The sequence below is a fragment of the Starkeya sp. ORNL1 genome, from assembly GCF_012971745.1.
GTDB lineage: Bacteria > Pseudomonadota > Alphaproteobacteria > Rhizobiales > Xanthobacteraceae > Ancylobacter.
The window spans coordinates 2,604,197-2,625,330 of record NZ_CP048834.1 but is presented as its reverse complement, the minus strand read 5'-3'; the positions used below and the strand labels follow the sequence as shown (position 1 = coordinate 2,625,330).

The following is a 21,134-nucleotide window of genomic DNA, read 5'->3' as shown; positions in this document are numbered from 1 at the left end:
GTTGCGGGTCCATCAGCCCACCGAACGCTCCGCCAGCGCCTTCTCGCGCAGCGCGGTCAGCGTCGTCGTCGGGGTGATGGCTTCGGGATCGAGCTTCACATGCACGACGGCCGGCACCCCTGACGCCAGTGCGGCGTCAAGCGCCGGGACGAACTCGGCATCGGTCTCGACCGTGAAACCGAGCCCGCCAAAGGCGCGGGCATAGGCGGCGAAGTCCGGGTTGCGCAGCTCGGTGCCGAACACCCGGGTCGGATGCTCGCGCTCCTGATGCATGCGGATGGTGCCGTACATGCCGTTATCCACCACCACCGCGACCACGCCGACGCCATATTGCACGGCGGTGGCGAACTCCTGCCCGGTCATGAGGAAATCACCGTCGCCGCACACCGCGATGGCGGTGCGCTCCGGCCGCGTCAGCTTGGCGGCGATGGCGGCGGGGAAGCCATAGCCCATCGAGCCGCTGGTCGGCGCCAGCTGGGAGCCATAGGCGCGGAAACGGTGGAAGCGGTGCACCCAAATGGCGAAATTGCCGGCGCCGTTGCAGATCACGCTGTCCCTGGGCAGGCCGCGCAGCCATCGCACCAGGCTGCGCATCTGCACCGCGCCGGGATTGGCCGGCGGCTGCTCGGTCCAGCCGAGATAGTCTTCGCGCGCCCCGGCCCGCCATTCGTGCCACGCGATCGCGTTCGGCGGCTGCACGCCTTCCAGCGCCGCGGCGAAGGCACTCGATGAGGCATTGATGGCGAGCGCCGGCTGGAAGACCCGGCCGAGCTCATCCGGATCGGCGTGGATATGCACCAGCGGCACGCCGGGATCAGGAATGCCGAACAACTCGTAGCCCTGCGAGGGCACCTCGCCGAGCCGGCCGCCGGCGATGATGACGAGGTCGGACGCCTTCAGCCGTGCTTTCAGCGCCGGGTTGAGCGAGAGACCGACATCGCCGGCATAGCAATCATGATCGGCGGGAAACAGCATCTGGCGTCGGAAGCTGACGCACACCGGCAGGTCGAAGCGCTCGGCAAAGCGCACCACCGAGGCGACGGCTTTCTCGTTCCAGCGGCTACCGCCGAGGATCATCAGCGGACGCTCGGCCGCCCAGAGCAGCTTCTGCAGCCGCATCATGTCGGTGAGGCCCGGCCAGGTCTCCGCCGGCTCGAACACCGGCGCGTCCGGCACATGGGCCAGCTCACTCAGCATGTCCTCGGGCAGCGCGATCACCACCGGGCCGGGCCGGCCCTGCGTCGCCACGCGGAAGGCGCGGGCAATGATCTCCGGGATGCGCGCCGCCTCGTCGATCTCCACCGCCCATTTCGCCAGCGTGCCGAATACGGCGCGGTAGTCGACCTCCTGGAACGCCTCGCGCCCGCGCATCGAGCGGCCGATCTGGCCGACGAACAGCAGCATCGGCGTGGAATCCTGCTGCGCGATGTGCACGCCGGCGCTGGCATTGGTGGCGCCGGGCCCGCGCGTGACGAAGCACACGCCGGGCCGTCCGGTGAGCTTGGCGCTGGCCTCCGCCATCATCGCCGCGCCACCTTCCTGGCGGCAGATCACGAACTCGATGGCGCTGTCCGACATGGCGTCAAGCACGTCGAGATAGCTCTCGCCGGGCACGCCGAAGGCGCGGGTGACGCCCTGGGCGAGGAGCGCATCGACGAGAAGGCGGGCGCCGCTGCGGGCGGGGAGGACAGAAGGAGCATTCATGATTCCGGCACGATAGAGCCTTTCGCGCCGGTGCGAAATCACCTGAAGGGCGCCGCGGAACGGCGCCCTTGCTGAGTCTCCCCGGGAAGTGAGGTAAGGCTGGCGTCAGCCAACCTCGCCCACCGCCTGTTCGGCGGCGCGGATCGCCGCCTGGCGCTTTGCGATCTCCTCGCCGATCGGCGGGCCCTGGAAGCGGCGCTGCTCGAAGACGAACCACACCACGCCGGCCAGCACCAGGAAGCCGACGGTGATGTAGAGCGCCCAGTCGTTCGGCGGCTGGATGCCGAGCACGAAGATCAGCGCCATTGCGACGGCGGAAAGCACCGCCACCAGCTTGAACAGCGGTGCGCCCATGTTCCATGGCCCCATCTTCGGCCATTTCGCCGTGCCGAAGGCGAAGAGGCCGAGCACGATCGGGATGGCGAAGGAGAAGAACAGGAAGATCACGGTGCAGGACACCACGATCGAATAGGCCGAGGTTCCGCCGATCGAGACCAGCGAGGTGCCCCAGACGAACAGCACGGCGAGGATCGAGCCGGTCCAGATCGCCGCCACCGGCGTGCGGTAGCTCGGGCTGACCTTGGCGAGCAGGCTGGAGGCCGGCAGGCCGCCGTCGCGGGCGAAGGCGAACATCATGCGCGACACCGAGGTGACGGTGGCGAGGCCGCACAGGAATTGCGAGATGAAGATCGCGAAATACAGGATCTCCTTGAGCACGCCGGGCATCCGCGCGTCCATCGCCCAGAAGAACACGTTCCAGCCCTGCTTCGCCGCGTCGTCCATGTTCGGGATCATCAGCACGAAGGCGCACAGCATCACATAGCCGAACACGCCCGACCACACGACCGACATCACCATGCCCTGCGGCACCGAGCGCGCCGCGTCGCGGGTCTCTTCGGAGGTGTGGGCCGAGGCGTCATAGCCGGTGATGGTGTAGATCGGCAGCAGCAGGCCGAGCAGGAAGGCCCAGCCGGTGGAGACCTGCGGCCACACATTGGCGCCCGCCTCGCCCGAGTAGTTGGTGAAGGTGAAGAGCCGCCCGATCTCGTAGCTTGGCGCGAAGGCGAGGCAGGCCGCCGTCAGGACCAGGGCGGTGGCGAAGATGAGATAGCCGGAAAAATCCGTCAGCTTGGCGGTGAGGCCGATGCCGAAATGATTGATCAGCGCCTGCACGCCGGTGAGCACCGCGAGGAAGCTGATGCGGGTGGTGATGGTGTCTTCCATGCCGAGCATGCCGCCAAAGGCACCGAAGAAGAAATAATAGGTGCCGACATTGATGGCGCCGAGCACGGTGACGAGGCCGAGCAGGTTGAACCACGCCGTCACCCAGCCGGTGAAGCGGGTGCCGAGGATCGAGCTCCAGTGATAGAGCCCGCCGGCGGTCGGATAGGCCGAGCCGATCTGCGCCATGGCGAGCGCGAACACCCCCGATATCAGCACGCCCAGCGGCCAGCCGAGCCCGATGGCGGCGCCGCCGGCGCCTGAAGTCGCCTGCGCCAGCGAGTTGATGCCGCCTGAGAGGATGCAGATGATGGAGAAGCTGATGGCGAAGTTGGAGAACCGGCTCATCCGGCGCTCCAACTCCTGCGCATAGCCCATCTCGTGCAGGACTTTGATGTCGGCGTGCTTGGCGTCTTCGCTGTAGTCGGTGTCGATGGCTGGCGTGGTCGTCGTCGTGCTCATGCCCATCCCCTGGTTTGCAGGCGCCGGCCCAAGTCCATCCGGCGCCTGCCGAATGGGCGTGCCGCCTGAAGCGGCCAGCCGTTCCACCGTTGAAGGATGCATGGGGAATGCCAACTTGCCCACAGGCAGCTGGAAGCCGGCTTAACTTTCGGAGGGGAGCTTTGCTTGAGACGTTCCCACTTTGGTCATGCCGGACGGCCGCAGGCCGATCCGGGATCGCGCGAAGGTGCTGCGCGGGACGTCACGCGATCCCGGCTCTGCGCTGCGCTGCGGCCGGGATGACAACCTGAGAGGCTGCCCGATAATTCCCCAATCGACCGTCATCCCCGGCCTTGTGCCGGGGATCTCGATTCCGGGCAGTGCGTCATAGGCCGAGATGGCCGGCACAAGGCCGGCCATGACGTGGGATTGTGAGTCAGATGACGTGCCGATAGTAGCGGATCCGCTAGACGTCCACGCTGGCCTTCAGCGCGTTGTCCTGGATGAACTCGCGGCGTGGTTCGACGACGTCGCCCATCAGGCGGTTGAACAGGTCGTCGGCGGCGTCGACCTCCTTCACCTTCACCTGCAGGAGCGAGCGGGCATTGGTGTCGAGCGTCGTCTCCCAGAGCTGCTCGGCATTCATTTCGCCGAGACCCTTGTAACGCTGCAGCTTGATGCCGGTGCGGCCGGCATCGGTCACCGCGTCGAACAGATCGAGCGGGCCGAACACCAGCGTATCGGCGCTCTTGCGGCGCAGCGTCGCCGGGGCGGCGTGCACTTCCTGGAGCTCGGCGCCGAGGGTGTCGAGCCGGCGCGCCTCGGCCGACTGCACGAAGGCGGCATCGAGGACGGCGACTTCCTTCACGCCGCGCACGGTGCGGATGAAGCGATAGCCGGACGGATCGGCCTCGCCGGTCCAGCCGCGTTCGGTCTCCTCGGCGATGAGGTCGAGCCGGCGCGCCACTTCCAGAGCCATGGCGGTCGCCGGCTCCTCTTCGGAGAGCAGGCCTGGCGCCAGCCCTCCGGCCAGCGCCGCCTGTTCGGCCACGGCGCGGTTGTAGCGCGGGTGCAGGCCGTTCATCACCGCGCGGAACGAGCGGGCGCTCTCCACCACGGCGTTGAGATCGGCGCCGGTGCGCACCTCGCCGGAGGCGAGCACCAGGGCGGAGTCGTCCAAACCCTGGGTGATGAGGTAGCCCTCGAGCGAGGGCTCGTCCTTGAGATACTGCTCGGACTTGCCGCGCGTGACCTTATAGAGCGGCGGCTGGGCGATGTAGATGTAGCCGCGATCGATCAGGTCCGGCATCTGCCGGAAGAAGAAGGTCAGCAGCAGGGTGCGGATGTGCGAGCCGTCGACGTCGGCATCCGTCATGATGATGATCTTGTGGTAGCGCAGCTTCTCGACATTGAAGTCGTCGCGGCCGATGCCAGTGCCGAGCGCGGTGATCAGCGTGCCGATCTGCTCGGACGACAGCATCTTGTCGAAACGGGCGCGCTCCACGTTCAGGATCTTGCCGCGCAGCGGCAGGATCGCCTGGAAGGCGCGGTTGCGGCCCATCTTGGCGGAACCGCCGGCCGAGTCACCCTCGACGATGAACAGTTCCGACTTGGCCGGATCCTTCTCCTGGCAGTCGGCAAGCTTGCCGGGCAGCGAGGCGACGTTCAGCAGCGGATCCTTGCGGATGATGGCGCGGGCCTTGGCGGCGGCGGCACGTGCGGCGGCGGCCTGGACCACCTTCTGCATCACCACGCGGGCTTCGTTCGGGTTTTCTTCGAGCCAGTTGCCGAGCGCCTCGTTCACCAGCGATTCGACGACCGGGCGCACCTCGGAGGAGACCAGCTTGTCCTTGGTCTGCGAGGAGAATTTCGGATCCGGCACCTTCACCGAGAGCACCGCGGTCAGCCCTTCGCGGCAGTCCTCGCCGGTGGGATCGACCTTTTCCTTCTTGGCGATGCCGGAGCGATCGGAATAGCCCACCATCTGCCGGGTCAGCGCCGCGGCGAAACCGGTGAAATGCGTGCCGCGGTCGCGCTGCGGGATGTTGTTGGTGAAGCAGAGGACATTCTCGTGATAGCCGTCATTCCACGAGAGCGCGCATTCGACAGAGATGCCGTCCTTCTCGGCGCGGATCACCACCGGCTTCGGCAGCAATGCCTGCTTGGAGCGGTCGAGATACTGCACGAAGGCTTCGACGCCGCCCTCATACATCATCTCCTCTCGCTTCACCTCCGCATGCCGGGCGTCGGTGAGGACAATGCGCACGCCGGAATTCAGAAAGGCGAGTTCGCGCAGCCGGTGCTCCAGCGTCGCATAGTCGAACTCGATGTGAGTGAAGGTCTTCGGGCTCGGCACGAAGCTCACCATGGTGCCGCGGCGGCCTTCCGGCGCCGGTCCGACCATGGCGAGCGGGGCTTCCGCGTCGCCATCGCGGAAGCGCATCTTGAATTCCTTGCCCTCGCGCCAGATCACGAGGTCGAGCGTGGTGGAGAGCGCATTCACCACCGAGACGCCGACGCCGTGCAGGCCGCCGGAGACCTTGTAGGAATTCTGGTTGAACTTACCGCCGGCGTGCAGCTGGGTCATGATGACCTCGGCCGCCGAGACGCCCTCCTCGGGGTGGATGTCGGTCGGAATGCCGCGGCCATTGTCGGTCACGGTGACCGAGCCTTCCGGGTTCAGCGTCACCGTCACTTCGGTGGCGTAGCCGGCGAGCGCCTCGTCAATGGCATTGTCCACCACCTCATAGACCATGTGGTGGAGGCCTGAGCCGTCATCGGTGTCGCCAATATACATGCCCGGACGCTTGCGGACGGCGTCCAGCCCCTTGAGCACCTGGATGGACTGCGCGCCATAATCCTCGGGCGTCGGGGTAGGCGCGGAATCAGCCATGATCTCAAGTCTCGAATCGTTGGAACGACAGGATTATTTGTAGCGCAGATGCGCGTTTATTTCGTGGCGACGGCAACCGCCGCCCCGGCCATGGCGCCGCCGCAGACGCGGTTGATCCAGCGCACCGCGCGGTGCGAGGCGACGAGGTCGCGGGCGCGGTGGGCGAGCCCGACATAGGCGCCGAGCACCAGCGCCATCACCACCACGATGATCACGGAAAGCTCGGCGAAGCCGGCCGCCGTGAGGCGTGGCAGGTCGATGATGGTGGGCAGCAGCGCCAGATAGAACGCCATGGTCTTGGGGTTGCCCATGGAGATGGCGAGCCCGGAGCCGAACAGGCCGAAGGCCGAGCCGCTTTCCGGCAACTCCGCGGCGTGGCCGAGCGCGGTCGGCGCGGTCCACAGCTTCCAGGCGAGATAGAGCAGATAGGCCGCACCGGCGAGCCGCACCAGGAAGAACAGCGAGCCCAGCGCCGCCGCGACCGCCGCCATGCCGAGCGCGGCGGCGCTGAGCCACACCAGGTCACCAAGGATGAGGCCGGCGATCAGCGGACCCGAGCCCTTGCGGCCGCGGGCGAGCGTGCGCGCCAGCAGCGCCACCACCGCCGGGCCGGGGGATGCCACTGCGAGGACGAAAATCCCGGCGAAGACGATGAGGTCGGCGAATTCCATGCGCGCGTGCGTACGCGCATGCGTGAGAAATGTCAACCGGAAACCTAGGCTTTGCGCCGATGCCAGAAGGCGTCCGCGACCCGTTCCATGCCGAACCGCTCATAGAAGCCGACGGCTTCGGGCACCGAGGCGAGTACCAGGGCGACTTGCGGGCCCAATCGGCGGCAAACCTCGTCCAGCAGGCCTTTGCCGATGCCGAGCCCCTGCGCGTCGCGGGATACGCCAATTTCGGAGATATAGCAGATCCAGGAAAAATCGGTCATGCCGCGAGCGACGCCGACCAGCGCGCCGGTACCGGCGAGGCGGGCGGTCACGAGCAGATTGGCGTTCGCGAGCATCACGTCCAGGCGCGGCAGGTCGTCGACCGGTCGGATGCCGCCGAGGCCGGAGTCCACCAGCACCTGGCGGAACTCGGCGACGGGGAGGGTGGGTTCAACGGCGTAGAGGATGGTGGGCTGCTCGGTCATGGCAAGCTCGCTCGGCTTGAGCATCCTTCGAGGCCCGGGCTTTGCCCGAGCACCTCAGGATGACGTGGTTCTATTTAGCGCGACGTCATCCTGAGGTGCTCGCGCAGCGAGCCTCGAAGGATGCTGAAGCCGAACGACACTCACTCACCCCTCCCGCTCTACCTTCCCCGGCCGCACCGTGAACCGTTCCGCCCGGCCCTGCAGCGCGGCGAAGGCGGCGGGGTCGGCGCCGGTCATCCAGACCTGCGCGCCGAGCGCGTCGAGCGCCTCGAACAGCGCCGCGCGCCGCGCCGGGTCGAGATAGGCGACGACGTCGTCGAGCAGGATCACCGGCGCGATGCCGGCCATCTCGCCGACGAGGCGGGCATGGGCGAGCGCGAGGCCGATCAGCAGCGCCTTCTGCTCGCCGGTCGAGCCCTGCGCCGCCGGGATCGCCTTGGGACCGTGGCCGACAATGAGGTCGGTCAGATGCGGGCCTTCCAGCGTGCGCCCTGCCGCCCGGTCGCGCCCACGCCCGGTGCGCAGCGTGGCGCGGTACTCGTCCTCGACCAGGGTCGCCGGGCGCTGGGCCAGCGCCCGCTCGACCGCGCCGTCGAGCGCGATTGTCGCCCAGGGAAATGGCGAGGCGTCGTCGCGGCCCGCCGCGATGCCGGCGGCGAGGCGCCGCACCGTCTCCGCCCGCGCCGCCGCGACCGCGACGGCGAGCGCGGCCAGTTCCTGCTCCACCGCGTCGAGATAGCGCGCGTCGGGGGAGGGCTCCTCCAGCAGGCGGTTGCGCGAGCGCAGCGCCCGCTCCAGCGCGTTGACCCGCGCGCCGTGCTCGGCATCGACCGCCAGCACCAGCCGGTCGAGGAAGCGGCGCCGGTCGCCGGGCGGGCCGAGGAACAGCCCGTCCATCTCCGGCGTCAGCCAGACGACGCGGATATGATCGGCAAAGGCGCTGGCGGAGGACACCGGCTCGCGGTCGATGCGGGTGCGGCGCGAGCGTCCGCTCTCGGCGTTGGCGTCCGCCTCGACCCCGGTGCCGAGCGTCACCTCGCCATAGGCGCCCTCGACCGTGGCGGACACCGCCCAGCTTTCGGTCGGAACGCCCTCGCTATCGCGCGCGGCCACCTCGCCAAGCTGGGCGCGGCGCAGCCCGCGGCCCGGCGAGAGGAAGGAGATGGCTTCCAGCAGATTGGTCTTGCCCGCGCCGTTCGGCCCCACCAGCACCACCGGGCCGTCACCGGCGGTGATGTCCGCCGCGCGATAGCTGCGGAAATTGGTGAGGCGCAAGCGGGTGATGCGGGCGGAGGCCGTGCTCACACGCGCATCGGCATCAGGACATAGAGCGCGCCGCGGCGCTCGGGGTCCTGGACCAGGGTCGGCGAGCCGGCGTCCGCCAGCTTCAGCTCAGCGGTCTCGCCCTCGATCTGCGCGGTGATGTCGAGCAGATACCGGCTGTTGAAGCCGATATCGAGCGGCTCCGAGCCGTACTCGACCTCGATCTCCTCGGTCGCGCTGCCGGAGTCCGGATTGGTGACGGACAAGGTCAGCTTGCCGTCGGCGATGGAGAGCTTCACCGCGCGGCCGCGCTCGCTGGCGACGGTGGAGACGCGGTCGACCGCCGAGGCGAAGCCGGCCTTGTCCACCACCAGCGTCTTGTCATTGCCGACCGGGATGACGCGGCCATAGTCCGGGAAGGTGCCGTCGATCAGTTTCGAGGTCAGCACCACGCGGTCGAGCAGTACGCGGATCTTGGCGGTGGAGAGCTCCACTGTGATCTCGGCCTCGGCGTCGTCGAGCAGGCGCTGGATCTCGGCCACCGCCTTGCGCGGCACGATCACGCCGGCCATGCCGGCAGAGCCCGCCGGGGCCGCGATCTCGGCCTGGGCGAGGCGGTGCCCGTCGGTCGCCACGGCTCGCAGCACCGGGCCGGCGGCCTCGGCGACATGCAGATAGATGCCGTTGAGATAATAGCGGGTCTCTTCGGTCGAGATGGCGAACTGCGTCTTGTCGACGAGACGCTTGAGATCGCCCGCCTGCACGGTAAAGCGATGGCTCATCTCGCCGGCGGCGATGTCCGGGAAGTCATTCTCGGGCAGCGTCTGCAAAGCGAACCGCGAGCGGCCGGCGCGCACGGTGAGCGTGCCGCGGTCGCCAGAGGTCTCGATCTGCACCTGCGAGCCTTCGGGCAGCTTGCGCACGATGTCGTAGATGGTGTGCGCCGGCACCGTGGTGGCGCCTTCCTGGCCGACCTCGGCGGGAATGGTCTCGATGATCTCGATGTCGAGATCGGTCGCCTTCAGGGCGAGGCCGCGCGCATCGGTGCGCATCAGCACGTTCGCCAGGATCGGAATGGTGTTGCGCCGCTCGACGACACGGTGGACGTGGGCGAGAGACTTGAGCAACTCGGCCCGCTCGACAGTGACCTTCATGGCCGCGACACCCGTACACTGGAAACAGGAGGACGCGCGGGGCGCGGTCAGGAGCGGGCGCAGCCTCGGCGGCCGGCGCATCCCCATCGCGCCCCGGCGGGCGGCGCGGGCGCGCCGCCGGGCCGACGACATTGCCGCCAGTGCCGCCTGGACGCAAGGGTACCGCTGACAGGCGCCCGTGCTTTAATGGGGAAAAGCACGGGGATTGCGGGGAAACGCCCGGTCTGCCGGGTTTCCCTACTCGTCGGCCGGGCGCTTGCGCGCCGGGATGCTACTCGTTGACCAGACGCTTCAGCGCCTCGACCTCGTCGGCCAGCGAGCGGTCGCTGCCGACCAGGCCTTCGATCTTGCGCACCGCGTGCAGCACGGTGGTGTGGTCCCGGCCGCCGAAGCGTCGGCCGATCTCGGGCAGCGAACGCAGCGTCAGGGTCTTGGCGAGATACATCGCCACCTGGCGCGGCTTCACCACATTCGCGGTGCGGCGCTGCGAGAGGATATCGGCGCGGGTCACGTTGTAGTGCTTGGCGACGATGCGAAGGATGTCGTCGACCCGCACCCGCTTCGGTTCGCTCGAGCGCACCAGGTCGCGCACCGCGGTCTCCGCCATCTCCAGAGTGATGGCGCGCGAGGTGAGCTGGTTGTGCGCCAGCAGCCGGTTCAGCGCGCCGTCGAGATCACGCCCGTTCTGCCCGCAATGACGGGCGATGAAGGAGATGACGTCCGCCGGCACGGTGAAGCCCGGATGCTGCTGGCCGAGCGCGGTGACGCGCGCGGTGAGGATGGCGAGGCGCAGTTCCTCGTCGAGCGGGGCGATCTCCACCACCAGCCCGGCGGCCAGGCGCGAGCGCACCCGCTCCTCCAGCGCGTCGAGTTCCGCCGGAGGACGGTCGGCGGCGATCACCACCTGCCGGCCGGCGTCCATCAAGGCGTTGAGGGTGTGGCAGAATTCCTGCTGCACGCTCTTGCCCTGGAGGAATTGCAGGTCGTCGATGATCAGCGTGTCGATGCCGCGCAGCTGCTCCTTGAAGGCCAGCGAGGACTGGTTCTTCAGCGCATTGACGAAGCCGTACATGAAGCGCTCGGCGGTGAGGTACACCACCCGGCGCCCACGCGCCGCACCGAACGAGGCAATGGCCTGCAACAGGTGCGTCTTGCCGAGCCCGACCGCGGCATGGAGATAGAGCGGGTTGAACACCGCGCCCGCGCCTTCCGGCGCCTCTGCCACCTTCAGCGCGGCGGCATGGGCGAGGCGGTTCGACGAGCCGAGGCGATAGGTCTCGAAGGTGAGGCGCGGATCGAGCGGCGAGCCACCCGCATGGATGGACGCGCTGCGCGCCTCGTCCGGCTGAGTGGACTCGCGGCTATCAAGGCCGCGAACGGAGCCCTGGCGGGCCGCATCCTGGCCGCGCGCATCGTTGGGACGAGGCGCGGCGGCGCGGGGCGCCAGCGCACCAGGGGCGCGCATCACCGCGCTGCGCACCACCAGTTCGACGCGCGCGGCGGACAGCTCCTCGCGCCACAATTCGCCGAGCCGATCGAGATAATGCTGCTGAATCCATGCCTTCAGGAAGCGCGTCGGCACCGACAGGCGCACCAGGCCCGCACTCACACCGTCGAGCTCGATACGCGGGAACCAGCTCGAATAGACCTCTTCGCCGATCTCGGCCCGCAGCCTGCGGCGCACACGCTCCCAGGCATCCCGCGCATTGCTTTCGCCGGGCGCGCGGGCGTCGGTCGCCGCCTCCTTGTCATGGAGGTTGTCCTCACGGTCGAAGAAATCCACGGTATCTGGTTTGAACATGGCAAATCCCCCGCTTAAGCGGTTATCGACAGTGCGTGCGAAAAGGCAGTTCGGCGGCGAGCCGGTGCGTGGTCAGCGCCGCGCGTCGTCACGGGGACGACGCCGGGCAGCCACGATCGGCTCATCGCAAAGAGCAGGCTCGACTAGGGGAGAAAAACTCCGCGGAACGGCCGGCTATAGGGAACAGCGTGGCGACATGCCGGAGCTGCTACCGCCCCGCAGGCGGCTTTCCCGTGAAGGCCGCTCGGCGGCCTTTAAAGCCTCGTTTGCCAGGGCTGAACCGCCCGGCGCCGTCCCGGCACTTTTATGCCGCGCGTCCTTAAGTCCGCACGTGTTCGTAATCATAGTCGCCCCTTTGCCGGCAATGTAATTGCCGACCCTGATAAAGATTTCATTCTTATTCGAATAGGGTTACGAACAAACGCCGATAGATCTTACAGTGCAGACAAGACCGTCTTCGTCGGCTGTGCCTGTAAATCTACGAATAACGCGTTCTGGCGCAGAAGGTAGATATTGTAATCAACATCGAAATACCCTCCCTTCTGCGGATGAGTGACTTTGCAACTCAACTTTTCGCTGAGGTCTCCGGGGCACCGAAGACAGGAATGACCATACACAGGCGCCCCCCCCGGTGCAACGCTCTTGGCGCTTCCTCGCATCGAGGTGAGGCGCCGACGACACAGATTCGTCCCGTACCCAAGAACCCTCAGTCGGCAAATCTCTGACTCGCTTGCGAGATTCGCGTGACGCCGAATGACGGTCGGAAGACAAGGCCCCGGCGCGATTCGCCCCCTGATTCCGCGCCGCGCGGCTGATTCCCGAGCGGTCATCGGGTGTGGTCCATAAGTATCTATAATATATGATGAATTTCTGCGCGCCGGCGCGGCATTGACGCGACGGCACCTTGCGATTTCGGCTGCTTCGGGTGTGCGGCGGAGTCAACAGGGGATTGGGCCGGAAAATCGCCATCCACGCTTTCAAGGGATTTGTGACGATTCTGCAACGTCCAGCCGGCTACCCGCGGATCGTGATCGCGGCCTGCCAGGCGCGGCGGCCGTACCATGGCGAGACCGTGGCGAGAGCATGTCCGGAAACGACGAAACCCGGCACGAGGCCGGGCTTCGAACAACTATTCTCGGTTGCAGGCCGCGAGTGCCGCCACGGTACGCTCCAAGAGCGTATATCAGGCGCCGAGCTTGGCGACCGCCTGAGTCAGGCGCGAGACCTTGCGCGAGGCGGTGCTCTTGTGCAGCACGCCCTTCTGGGCGGCGCGCATGATCTCCGGCTCGGCATCCTTCAGCGCGGCGCCGGCAGCGGCCTTGTTACCGGCGGCAAGCGCTTCCTCGACCTTGCGCACATAGGTGCGCATCCGCGAGCGGCGGTTCTTGTTGACGTCGGTGCGGCGCGCGATCTTGCGGGCCGCCTTCTTGGCGGAAGGCGTATTGGCCATCGGCCGTCCTCTTCAGTCGACGCGGAAGCGCGGCGCTAGGCCTGGCTCAGGCGTACAATGTGGGCAAAACGGGAAGCCGGCCCACCCATGAGGGTAGCCGCGCGAGTGGCCGGCTTATAGTCGCGGCGCGCCGTCGCGTCAACAGCGGCGGCGCCTTTCTACCGTCCCGGCGCGGGCATTCAGCGTCCGGTGAAGTCGGGCGTGCGCTTCTCGACGAAGGCGCCCATGCCTTCCTTCTGGTCGGCGGTGGCGAACAGCGCCTGGAACAGCCGGCGCTCGAAGCGGATGCCTTCCGCCAAAGTGGTCTCGAAGGCGCGGTTGACGCTCTCCTTGGTCATCATCGCCGCCTGCGGCGACAGCGCGGCGATCTTGTCCGCGACCTTCATGGTCTCGGCCATCAGCTCGGCGAGCGGTACCACCCGGGCGACGAGGCCGAGGCGCTCGGCCTCCACGGCGTCCATGGTGCGGCCGGTGAGGCACATCTCCATCGCCTTGGACTTGCCGATTGCCCGCGTCAGGCGCTGCGAGCCGCCGGCGCCGGGCATGATGCCGAGCTGGATCTCGGGCTGGCCGAACTTGGCATTGTCGGCGGCGAGGATGATGTCGCACATCATCGCGATCTCGCAGCCACCGCCGAGCGCATAGCCCGCCACCGCTGCGATGACCGGCTTGCGGCAGCGCGACAGCCGTTCCCAGCTGGTGATGAAGTCTTCGATGTAGGTGGCGGGGAAGGCGAGGGGCTGCATCTCCTTCACGTCCGCCCCGGCGGCGAAGGCGCGCTCCGAGCCGGTGAGCACGATGCAGCCAATGCCGGGATCGGCCTCGAAGCCGTCGAGCGCCCGGTTCAGCTCGGCGATCAGCGCGCTGTTGAGCGCATTGAGCGCCTTCGGCCGGTTGAGCGTGATGATGCCGACGCGGCTGTTCGTCTCCACGATGATGTTGTCGTAGGGCATGGGCGCTCTCTTCCTATTTCTGGCAGTTCTTACAATAGAAGGTGGAGCGGCCGTTCTGCACCATGCGATGGACCAGGCCGCGGCAGCCCGGCGTCGGGCAGGGCGCATCCTCGCGGTCATAGACGCGGAAGCGGTGCTGGAAATAGCCGAGCGTGCCGTCGACCTGCGCATGGTCGCGCAAGGTCGAGCCGCCGGCGACGATCGCCTCGTTCAGGACGTCGCGCACGGCATCGACCAGGCGCACCGCGCCCGCGCTCGGCCCGCCCTTGGCGGTGGCGAGGCTGGAGGCAACGCGCTCCGGCGAGAGGTGGGCGCGGTGCAGCGCCTCGCTGACATAGATATTGCCGAGCCCGGCGACGATCTTCTGGTCGAGCAGCGCGGCTTTCAGCGAGGTCGCGCGCCGCGCCACGGCGGCGGCGAGATAGGCGGCGTCGAAGGCATTGCCGAGCGGCTCCGGCCCGAGGTCGCGGAACAGCGGGTGCGCCTCCAGATCGGCGCGCGGTACCATCAGCATGGCGCCGAAGCGGCGCGGGTCATTATAGGTGATGCGCGCGCCCGAACCCATGTGCAGCACCACATGGTCGTGCGCCTCCGCCTTGGAGCGCGGCAGTTCGAACACGCCCGGCGTAACGCTGGCGTTGCCCATATCGATGCGGAACGAGCCGGACATGCCGAGATGCATGATCAGCACCTCGGCCCCACTGCCGGCATCGTCGAGATCGGCCGTGAGGTATTTGGCTCGCCGGCCGAGCCCGATGACGCGGCGGCCGACAAGCCGCTCGGCCATGCGCTCCGGCAGCGGCCAGCGCAGGTCCGGGCGCCGCACCTCGGCCTCGCGGATCAGCGCGCCCTCCATGACGGGGGCAAGGCCGCGGCGCACGGTCTCGACTTCGGGCAATTCGGGCATGGCTGTCTCGTTCGGAGGGGCACGGCAGCGTGCCGTACACTCTATATATAGAGAGTGTCAGACCAGCCGCAGTGCCTGCAGGCGTTCCCTCAGTCCTTCAAGGCCGGTGAAGACGTGGCCTTCCAGCCCGGCACTGCGCGCGCCGGCAACGTGGCCCGGCTTGTCGTCGATCATCATCGCCTCGTGGGGGGCGGCGCCATGCAGGGCGGCGAGGCGGCGGTAGATGTCCGGATCCGGCTTCTTGGTGCCGAACTCGGCGGCGACATGCATGGCCGCGCCGAAGATGGCGCGCAGCTCCGGCACCAGAGCGTCGAAGTGCTCGCGCATCAGGTAGCCGTTGTTGGTGAGCAGGGCGAGCCGCGCCCGCTCGCCGACGCGCCGCGCCAGTGCCGGGGTGTCCGGATCGAGCCGCATCGCCACGCGCCGCGTCTCCAGCCATTGCCGGCGGCCGAACGGCACGCCGAGCGCGTGGCTGACGGCGCCGAGATAGCCATCGGAGGAGAGCGCGCCCATGTCGGCGGCATCCTCGATGCCGCTGTCCCAGATGAGGCGCTCGACATCGCCGGCGCTGAGCCCGGCGAGCGCGCCCATGGCGGCGCGGCGCACGTCCGGATCGTAGCGCACCAGCACGTCGTCCATGTCGAAGATGACGAGGCGGGGAGGCGGAGGCGCCATTGCAGCCTCCCGGTCAGGGCAGCTTGTCGTAGCCTTCGCCGAAGCCCTTGAGGCTGAGCGGAATGCCGATGCCCTCTTCCGGGGTCTGGAAGATGATGAAGGTGGCGTTCTGCCCCTGGCGGAGCTGGCCGACCAGCTTGTCGTCCATCACCACCTCGGCGACGCAACCATTCGGCACGCAGCGCACGAAGCCGGCACGGCCGACATCGACATTGTCGATCTTCAGCCCGAGACCGGAGGGCAGCAGCACGCCGAGCGGGGCGAGCACGCGCAAGAGGCGGCTCTGCTTGTCGGCGGTCTTCAGCACGATGACGGTGAGGCCGACATTCGGCCGGTCCTCGGCCTGGACGCTCTGCAGCAGCACGCACTGCTCGGCCTGGGCGCCGGGCGGGGTGTCGCAGCGTATCTGCCACTCGCCATGGACCGAGCGCACCACGCCCTGGGCGTGTGCTCCGGCCGCGCCGGCGGCGAGCCATACAAGCCCCAATGCCGCCGAGGCGAGCAGGCGGAAACAGGGTATCCGGCGCATCGGTTGTCTCCCGAGATAGGCGCGAAGCAAGGCGAGATGGCCGCAAGGCAGAGCTTGGGCCGAGGGCTGCGCAGGCCGGTACCGCCGCGGATTCGAATCGCGGTCGGCAGTCCCACGCGGCCCCTACGGAGAAGGGCGTACAACGCGTGCGCCTGATGTCAAGAATAGGGCGCATTCCAGCCGCCCCAGCAGATAGAATGGTTCCAGGCACCCGACGTCTTGTCGCAGAGCCGAGGGCCGTTGTCTCGTTGCTCGGGGTGCCATTTTGTGTTTGATGGGGGTCGATTGCCGCCGGCCCGGCCGGCTACGGCGCCTTGGTGCGACCGGTGACGCAGGGGAGTTCGAGGGGAGTGAGGATCGCGATGAAGTCGTGGATCAGCAACGTCATGCGCGCTGGCGCGGGCTTCGTCGGCATGCTGCTCGCTGCAACCGCTGCGCTGGTTTCGGGCGCCGCCTCGGCCTTCGCCGGCACCGGCCAGCCCTCGGACTGGCAGATCAATTTCCAGGGTGCGGCCTCCCCGGTGATGGAGAGCATCCACTCCTTCCATGCCTTCCTGCTCGTCATCATCTTCGCCGTCGTGCTGCTCGTGGCCGGCCTGCTCGCGGTGGTGGCGCTGAAGTTCAACGAGAAGGCCAACCCGGTGCCTTCGCGCACCACGCACAACACCCTCATCGAGGTGGCGTGGACCGTGGTGCCGGTGCTGATCCTGGTGGCCATCGCCATCCCGTCCTTCCGCCTGCTCTTCCTCGAGCTGGACATTCCGAAGGCGGACATGACGGTGAAGATCACCGGCCACCAGTGGTACTGGTCCTATGAATATCCCGACAATGGCGCCTTCAGCTTCGACAGCCTGCTGGTCGCCGAAGCCGACCTGAAGCCGGGCCAGCCGCGCCTGCTCAGCGTCGACAACGAGGTGGTGGTGCCGGTCGGCAAGATCGTGCGCGTGCAGGTCACCGCGGCCGACGTCATCCATTCCTTCGCCATGCCGTCCTTCGGCGTGAAGATCGACGCCCTGCCGGGCCGCCTCAATGAGAGCTGGTTCCAGGCGACGAAGGAAGGGATGTTCTACGGCCAGTGCTCCGAGCTGTGCGGCAGGGACCACGCCTTCATGCCGATCGCCATCCGCGTCGTCAGCGAGGCCGAGTTCGCCACCTGGGTCGAGCAGGCCAAGAAGAAGTTCGCGGCGACCGATGCCCCGCGTCCGGCGCTGGCGCAGAATGACGACGGCGCGGCGCTGCCAGCGGCACGCTGAGGGCTGACCGGGACGGTCGCAAAAGACGGTCGCCGCCATCGGCGGCCGGAAGTGAATTCAGGCCGTCGCCGGGCGGCCGCGAAGTGAGTTGAAGGTCGAGCGCGCGCGAGCGTGCGGATGAGGGACGGTGCCATGGCATATGCAGCCAGTCACGCGGGCGACCCGACGGGTTGGAAGCGTTGGGTCTATTCGACCAACAACAAGGACATCGGTGTGATGTACCTGATCTTCGCCATCGTGGCGGGGGTCGTGGGCGGCGCCCTCTCCATCGGCATCCGTCTGGAGCTGATGGAACCGGGCATGCAGATCTTCTCCGATCCGCAGACCTTCAACGTGTTCACCACCGGCCACGGCCTCATCATGATCTTCTTCATGGTGATGCCGGCGATGATCGGCGGCTACGGCAACTATTTCGTGCCGCTGATGATCGGCGCGCCGGACACCGCCTTCCCGCGCATCAACAACGTCGCCTTCTGGCTGCTGCCGCCGTCCTTCGGCCTGGCCATCCTGTCGCTGTTCGTGGAAGGCGCTGCCGGCTCCAACGGCTTCGGCGGCGGCTGGACCATCTATCCCCCGCTCTCCTCGAAGCTCGGCCACCCCGGCCCGGCGATGGATCTGCTGATTCTGTCGCTGCACCTTGCCGGCGCTTCCTCGATCCTCGGCGCGATCAACCTGATCACCACCATCCTGAACATGCGCGCCCCGGGCATGACGCTGCACAAGATGCCGCTGTTCGCCTGGTCGCAGCTGGTCACCGCCTTCCTGCTGCTGCTGTCGCTGCCGGTGCTCGCCGGCGCCATCACCATGCTGCTGACCGACCGCAATTTCGGCACTACCTTCTTCGATCCGGCCGGCGGCGGTGATCCGATCCTGTTCCAGCATCTGTTCTGGTTCTTCGGCCACCCGGAAGTCTACATCCTGATCCTGCCGGGCTTCGGCATCGTCTCGCACATCATCTCGACCTTCTCGAAGAAGCCGGTGTTCGGCTATCTCGGCATGGCCTATGCGATGGTGGCAATCGGCGTGGTCGGCTTCGTGGTGTGGGCGCACCACATGTACACGGTCGGCCTGTCCGCTTCGACCCAGGCCTATTTCGTCGCCGCCACCATGATCATCGCGGTGCCGACCGGGGTGAAGATCTTCTCCTGGATCGCCACCATGTGGGGCGGCTCGCTCTCCTTCCGCACCCCGATGCTGTGGGCGATCGGCTTCATCTTCCTGTTCACGGTCGGCGGTGTCACCGGCGTCGTGCTCTCGAATGCGGGCATCGACCGCTCGCTGCACGACACCTATTACGTGGTGGCGCACTTCCACTACGTGCTGTCGCTCGGCGCGGTGTTCGCCATCTTCGCCGGCTGGTACTATTGGGCGCCGAAGATGTTCGGCTACATGTACTCCGAGACCATCGGCAAGACGCACTTCTGGCTCACCTTCATCGGCGTGAACCTGGTGTTCTTCCCGCAGCACTTCCTCGGCCTCGCCGGCATGCCGCGCCGCTATGCCGACTATCCCGATGCCTTCTACCACTGGAACCTCATCTCCTCGATCGGCTCCTATATTTCGGGCTTCGCGGTGCTGGTGTTCCTGTTCGGCATCTACCGCATGTTCGCCGCCAAGGTGCCCGCGGGCGACAATCCGTGGGGCGCCGGTGCCACCACGCTGGAATGGACGCTGCCTTCGCCGCCGCCGTTCCACCACTTCGACGTGCTGCCGCGTATCAAGTGAAGCGGTAGTCCGTGCTAATATTCTACCGGCGCGGCCTCGCCGCGCCGGTCGCATAATGAGGAGCGCGGCCTCCAAACCCTCCTGAAGAGGGGGCTGCCGCGCCGGAGCGCATGATGAGTGACGTCGCCTCACGCGAATACGAACTGACCGGAACGCAGGCCGAGCCCGCGCAGATGTCGTCGCTCGCGGGCTCGGCCGGGCTTGCGGACGCCCCCTCGCTCGCCTCTGTCGCCGACTATGTCGCGCTGCTGAAGCCGCGGGTCATGTCGCTGGTCGTCTTCACCGCGCTGGTCGGCATCGTGCGGGCGCCGGGCGACGTGCATCCGGTGATCGCCTTCACCGCCTTGCTGTGCATCGCCATCGGCGCCGGCGCCTCGGGCGCGCTTAACATGTGGTGGGATGCCGATATCGACGCGCTGATGACGCGCACCCGCGCCCGCCCGGTGCCGGCTGGCCGGGTCACGCCCGGCGAGGCGCTGGCCTTCGGCATGACGCTCGCGGTCGGCTCGGTGGTGGTGCTCGGCCTTTTGGTGAACGTGCTGTCCGCGGCGCTGCTCGCCTTCACCATCTTCTTCTATGCCGTCGTCTACACGATGTGGCTGAAGCGCACGACGCCGCAGAACATCGTCATCGGCGGCGCTGCCGGCGCCTTCCCGCCCATGGTCGGCTGGGCGGCGGCCTCGGGCGGCATCGGGCTGGAGAGCGTGCTGCTCTTCCTCATCATCTTCTTCTGGACGCCGCCGCACTTCTGGGCGCTGGCGCTTTACAAGACCGGCGACTATGCCCGCGCCGGCGTGCCGATGCTGCCGGTGGTCTCCGGGGCCGACGAGACGCGTCGGCAGATCCTGATCTACACGCTGGTGCTGGTGCCGCTCGCCGTCTCGCCCTTCGCGCTCGGCATGGCCGGGCTGGCCTATGGCGCAGTGTCCATCGGCACCGGAGCCATCATGCTGCTGCTGGCCTGGCAGGTGTTCCGCCGCCGCGAGGGCGCCCGGGCTGACCAGGCCGCCAAGCGGCTCTTCGCCTTCTCCATCCTTTATCTCTTCCTGCTCTTCGCCGTGCTCCTCATGGAAGCGGTGAAGGTGCCGGCCGGCCTGGGGCTGTGAGCGCCATGCTGACCGCGGGGACCGCCATGACCGACAACGACACCACCAAGCGCGAGCCGAAGAACCCGCACGAGATCGAGATCGTCGACTATGTGACGCTGACCGACGTGCAGCAGCGCCGCCGCCGCGCCCGCTCGCGTGCCATCGCGCTCACCCTCGGCGCGCTGTGCCTGCTGTTCTACATCGTCACCATCGTCAAGCTCGGCCCGGGCGTCGTCCTGAACCGGCCGATGTGAGACGGAGCCGTGTGAGGAAGCGATGAGCGAAGAGATGCCCCCCGACGCCGCCCCCACAGAGGCCCCGCATGCGGCGCCTCGCGCGCCCGTCGCCTCGGCCGGTCGCCATCGGCTGGTGGGCCTGGCCTGCGCCGCGTTCGTCGTCGCCATGGTCGGCGCCGCCTATGCCGCGGTTCCGCTCTACCAGATGCTCTGCCAGGTCACCGGCTTTGCCGGTACCACCCGCGTCGCCACCAAGGCGCCGGAAAAGGAACTGGCGCGCACCGTGCAGGTGCGGTTCGATTCCAACGTCGCGCCCGGCCTGGCCTGGAACTTCCAGCCGGATGTCGGCTCGGTGCAGGTCCGGCTCGGCGAGACCAAGCTCGCCTATTTCCGCGTCACCAATCGCGGCTCGACGCCGACCACCGGGACCGCGACCTACAATGTCACGCCCGGCGCGGTCGGCTCCTATTTCAACAAGCTGCAGTGCTTCTGCTTCACGGAGCAGACACTGAAGCCGGGCGAGAGCGTGGAGATGCCGGTCGTCTTCTTCGTCGATCCGTCGATGGCCGACGATTCGGAGATGGCGGGGGTGAAGTCCATCACCTTATCCTACACCTTCTTCGCCAAAGCCGCGCCCGTGGCGTCGGGCGAGGCGGCCTCGACCCCGCCGGCCAAGGCCCCCTTGTGACCCAAGGCCCCCTTG

Annotated in this window: 18 protein-coding genes; 5 read left to right on the top strand and 13 right to left on the bottom strand. The window is 67.7% G+C overall.

Annotation, left to right across the window (positions count from 1 at the left end; all coding sequences use genetic code 11):
• Positions 1-12: 12 nt before the first annotated feature.
• The 13 genes from G3545_RS12600 to G3545_RS12540 form a co-directional block, all read right to left on the bottom strand.
• Complete coding sequence (locus G3545_RS12600) at positions 13-1,704, bottom strand: thiamine pyrophosphate-binding protein (RefSeq protein WP_170013043.1); 1,692 nt, start codon at positions 1,702-1,704, stop codon at positions 13-15.
• A gap of 105 nt (positions 1,705-1,809) precedes the next feature.
• Positions 1,810-3,387 (bottom strand): amino acid permease, encoded by a 1,578-nt coding sequence (locus G3545_RS12595; protein WP_170013041.1) that lies wholly within the window; start codon positions 3,385-3,387, stop codon positions 1,810-1,812.
• 445 nt (positions 3,388-3,832) lie between these two features.
• Complete coding sequence (gene gyrB / locus G3545_RS12590) at positions 3,833-6,259, bottom strand: DNA topoisomerase (ATP-hydrolyzing) subunit B (RefSeq protein WP_170013039.1); 2,427 nt, start codon at positions 6,257-6,259, stop codon at positions 3,833-3,835.
• A gap of 56 nt (positions 6,260-6,315) precedes the next feature.
• Complete coding sequence (locus tag G3545_RS12585) at positions 6,316-6,930, bottom strand: LysE family translocator (RefSeq protein WP_170013037.1); 615 nt, start codon at positions 6,928-6,930, stop codon at positions 6,316-6,318.
• A 44-nt stretch (positions 6,931-6,974) separates the two neighbouring features.
• Complete coding sequence (locus G3545_RS12580) at positions 6,975-7,397, bottom strand: GNAT family N-acetyltransferase (RefSeq protein WP_170013035.1); 423 nt, start codon at positions 7,395-7,397, stop codon at positions 6,975-6,977.
• Between the two features lie 144 nt (positions 7,398-7,541).
• Positions 7,542-8,702, bottom strand: coding sequence for a DNA replication/repair protein RecF (gene recF, locus G3545_RS12575; RefSeq protein ID WP_170013033.1), 1,161 nt, complete (start codon positions 8,700-8,702; stop codon positions 7,542-7,544).
• Positions 8,699-9,814, bottom strand: coding sequence for a DNA polymerase III subunit beta (gene dnaN / locus G3545_RS12570; protein ID WP_170013031.1), 1,116 nt, complete (start codon positions 9,812-9,814; stop codon positions 8,699-8,701). The genes recF and dnaN overlap by 4 nt, the downstream gene beginning before the upstream one ends.
• A 271-nt stretch (positions 9,815-10,085) precedes the next feature.
• A complete protein-coding gene (dnaA, locus tag G3545_RS12565) occupies positions 10,086-11,615 on the bottom strand; it encodes a chromosomal replication initiator protein DnaA (RefSeq protein WP_170013029.1) in 1,530 nt (509 codons plus the stop codon).
• A gap of 1,183 nt (positions 11,616-12,798) precedes the next feature.
• Complete coding sequence (gene rpsT / locus G3545_RS12560) at positions 12,799-13,065, bottom strand: 30S ribosomal protein S20 (protein ID WP_170013027.1); 267 nt, start codon at positions 13,063-13,065, stop codon at positions 12,799-12,801.
• Positions 13,066-13,244: 179 nt separating this feature from the next.
• Entirely contained in the window at positions 13,245-14,018 is a 774-nt protein-coding gene (locus G3545_RS12555) for an enoyl-CoA hydratase (protein WP_170013024.1), read from the bottom strand.
• Positions 14,019-14,031: 13 nt separating this feature from the next.
• Positions 14,032-14,925 carry a bifunctional DNA-formamidopyrimidine glycosylase/DNA-(apurinic or apyrimidinic site) lyase gene (gene mutM / locus G3545_RS12550; protein WP_170013022.1) on the bottom strand — a complete coding sequence of 298 codons (894 nt, stop codon included), beginning with the start codon at positions 14,923-14,925 and terminating at the stop codon, positions 14,032-14,034.
• Positions 14,926-14,982: 57 nt separating this feature from the next.
• Complete coding sequence (locus G3545_RS12545) at positions 14,983-15,600, bottom strand: HAD-IA family hydrolase (RefSeq protein ID WP_170013020.1); 618 nt, start codon at positions 15,598-15,600, stop codon at positions 14,983-14,985.
• 13 nt (positions 15,601-15,613) lie between these two features.
• The gene (locus G3545_RS12540; RefSeq protein WP_246702809.1) at positions 15,614-16,129 is read right to left on the bottom strand and encodes an invasion associated locus B family protein; all 516 of its coding nucleotides are present in this window, start codon (positions 16,127-16,129) and stop codon (positions 15,614-15,616) included.
• A gap of 386 nt (positions 16,130-16,515) precedes the next feature.
• Here G3545_RS12540 and coxB point away from each other — a divergent pair, with 386 nt between their 5' ends.
• From coxB to G3545_RS12515, 5 genes are all read left to right on the top strand, one after another.
• The gene (gene coxB, locus G3545_RS12535; protein WP_170018058.1) at positions 16,516-17,382 is read left to right on the top strand and encodes a cytochrome c oxidase subunit II; all 867 of its coding nucleotides are present in this window, start codon (positions 16,516-16,518) and stop codon (positions 17,380-17,382) included.
• A gap of 132 nt (positions 17,383-17,514) precedes the next feature.
• A complete protein-coding gene (ctaD, locus tag G3545_RS12530) occupies positions 17,515-19,107 on the top strand; it encodes a cytochrome c oxidase subunit I (RefSeq protein WP_170013018.1) in 1,593 nt (530 codons plus the stop codon).
• Positions 19,108-19,220: 113 nt separating this feature from the next.
• Positions 19,221-20,213, top strand: coding sequence for a heme o synthase (locus tag G3545_RS12525; RefSeq protein ID WP_170013016.1), 993 nt, complete (start codon positions 19,221-19,223; stop codon positions 20,211-20,213).
• Positions 20,214-20,239: 26 nt separating this feature from the next.
• A complete protein-coding gene (locus G3545_RS12520) occupies positions 20,240-20,449 on the top strand; it encodes a hypothetical protein (protein ID WP_170013014.1) in 210 nt (69 codons plus the stop codon).
• A gap of 22 nt (positions 20,450-20,471) precedes the next feature.
• A complete protein-coding gene (locus tag G3545_RS12515; RefSeq protein ID WP_348644645.1) occupies positions 20,472-21,119 on the top strand; it encodes a cytochrome c oxidase assembly protein in 648 nt (215 codons plus the stop codon).
• The last annotated feature ends 15 nt before the right edge of the window (positions 21,120-21,134 follow it).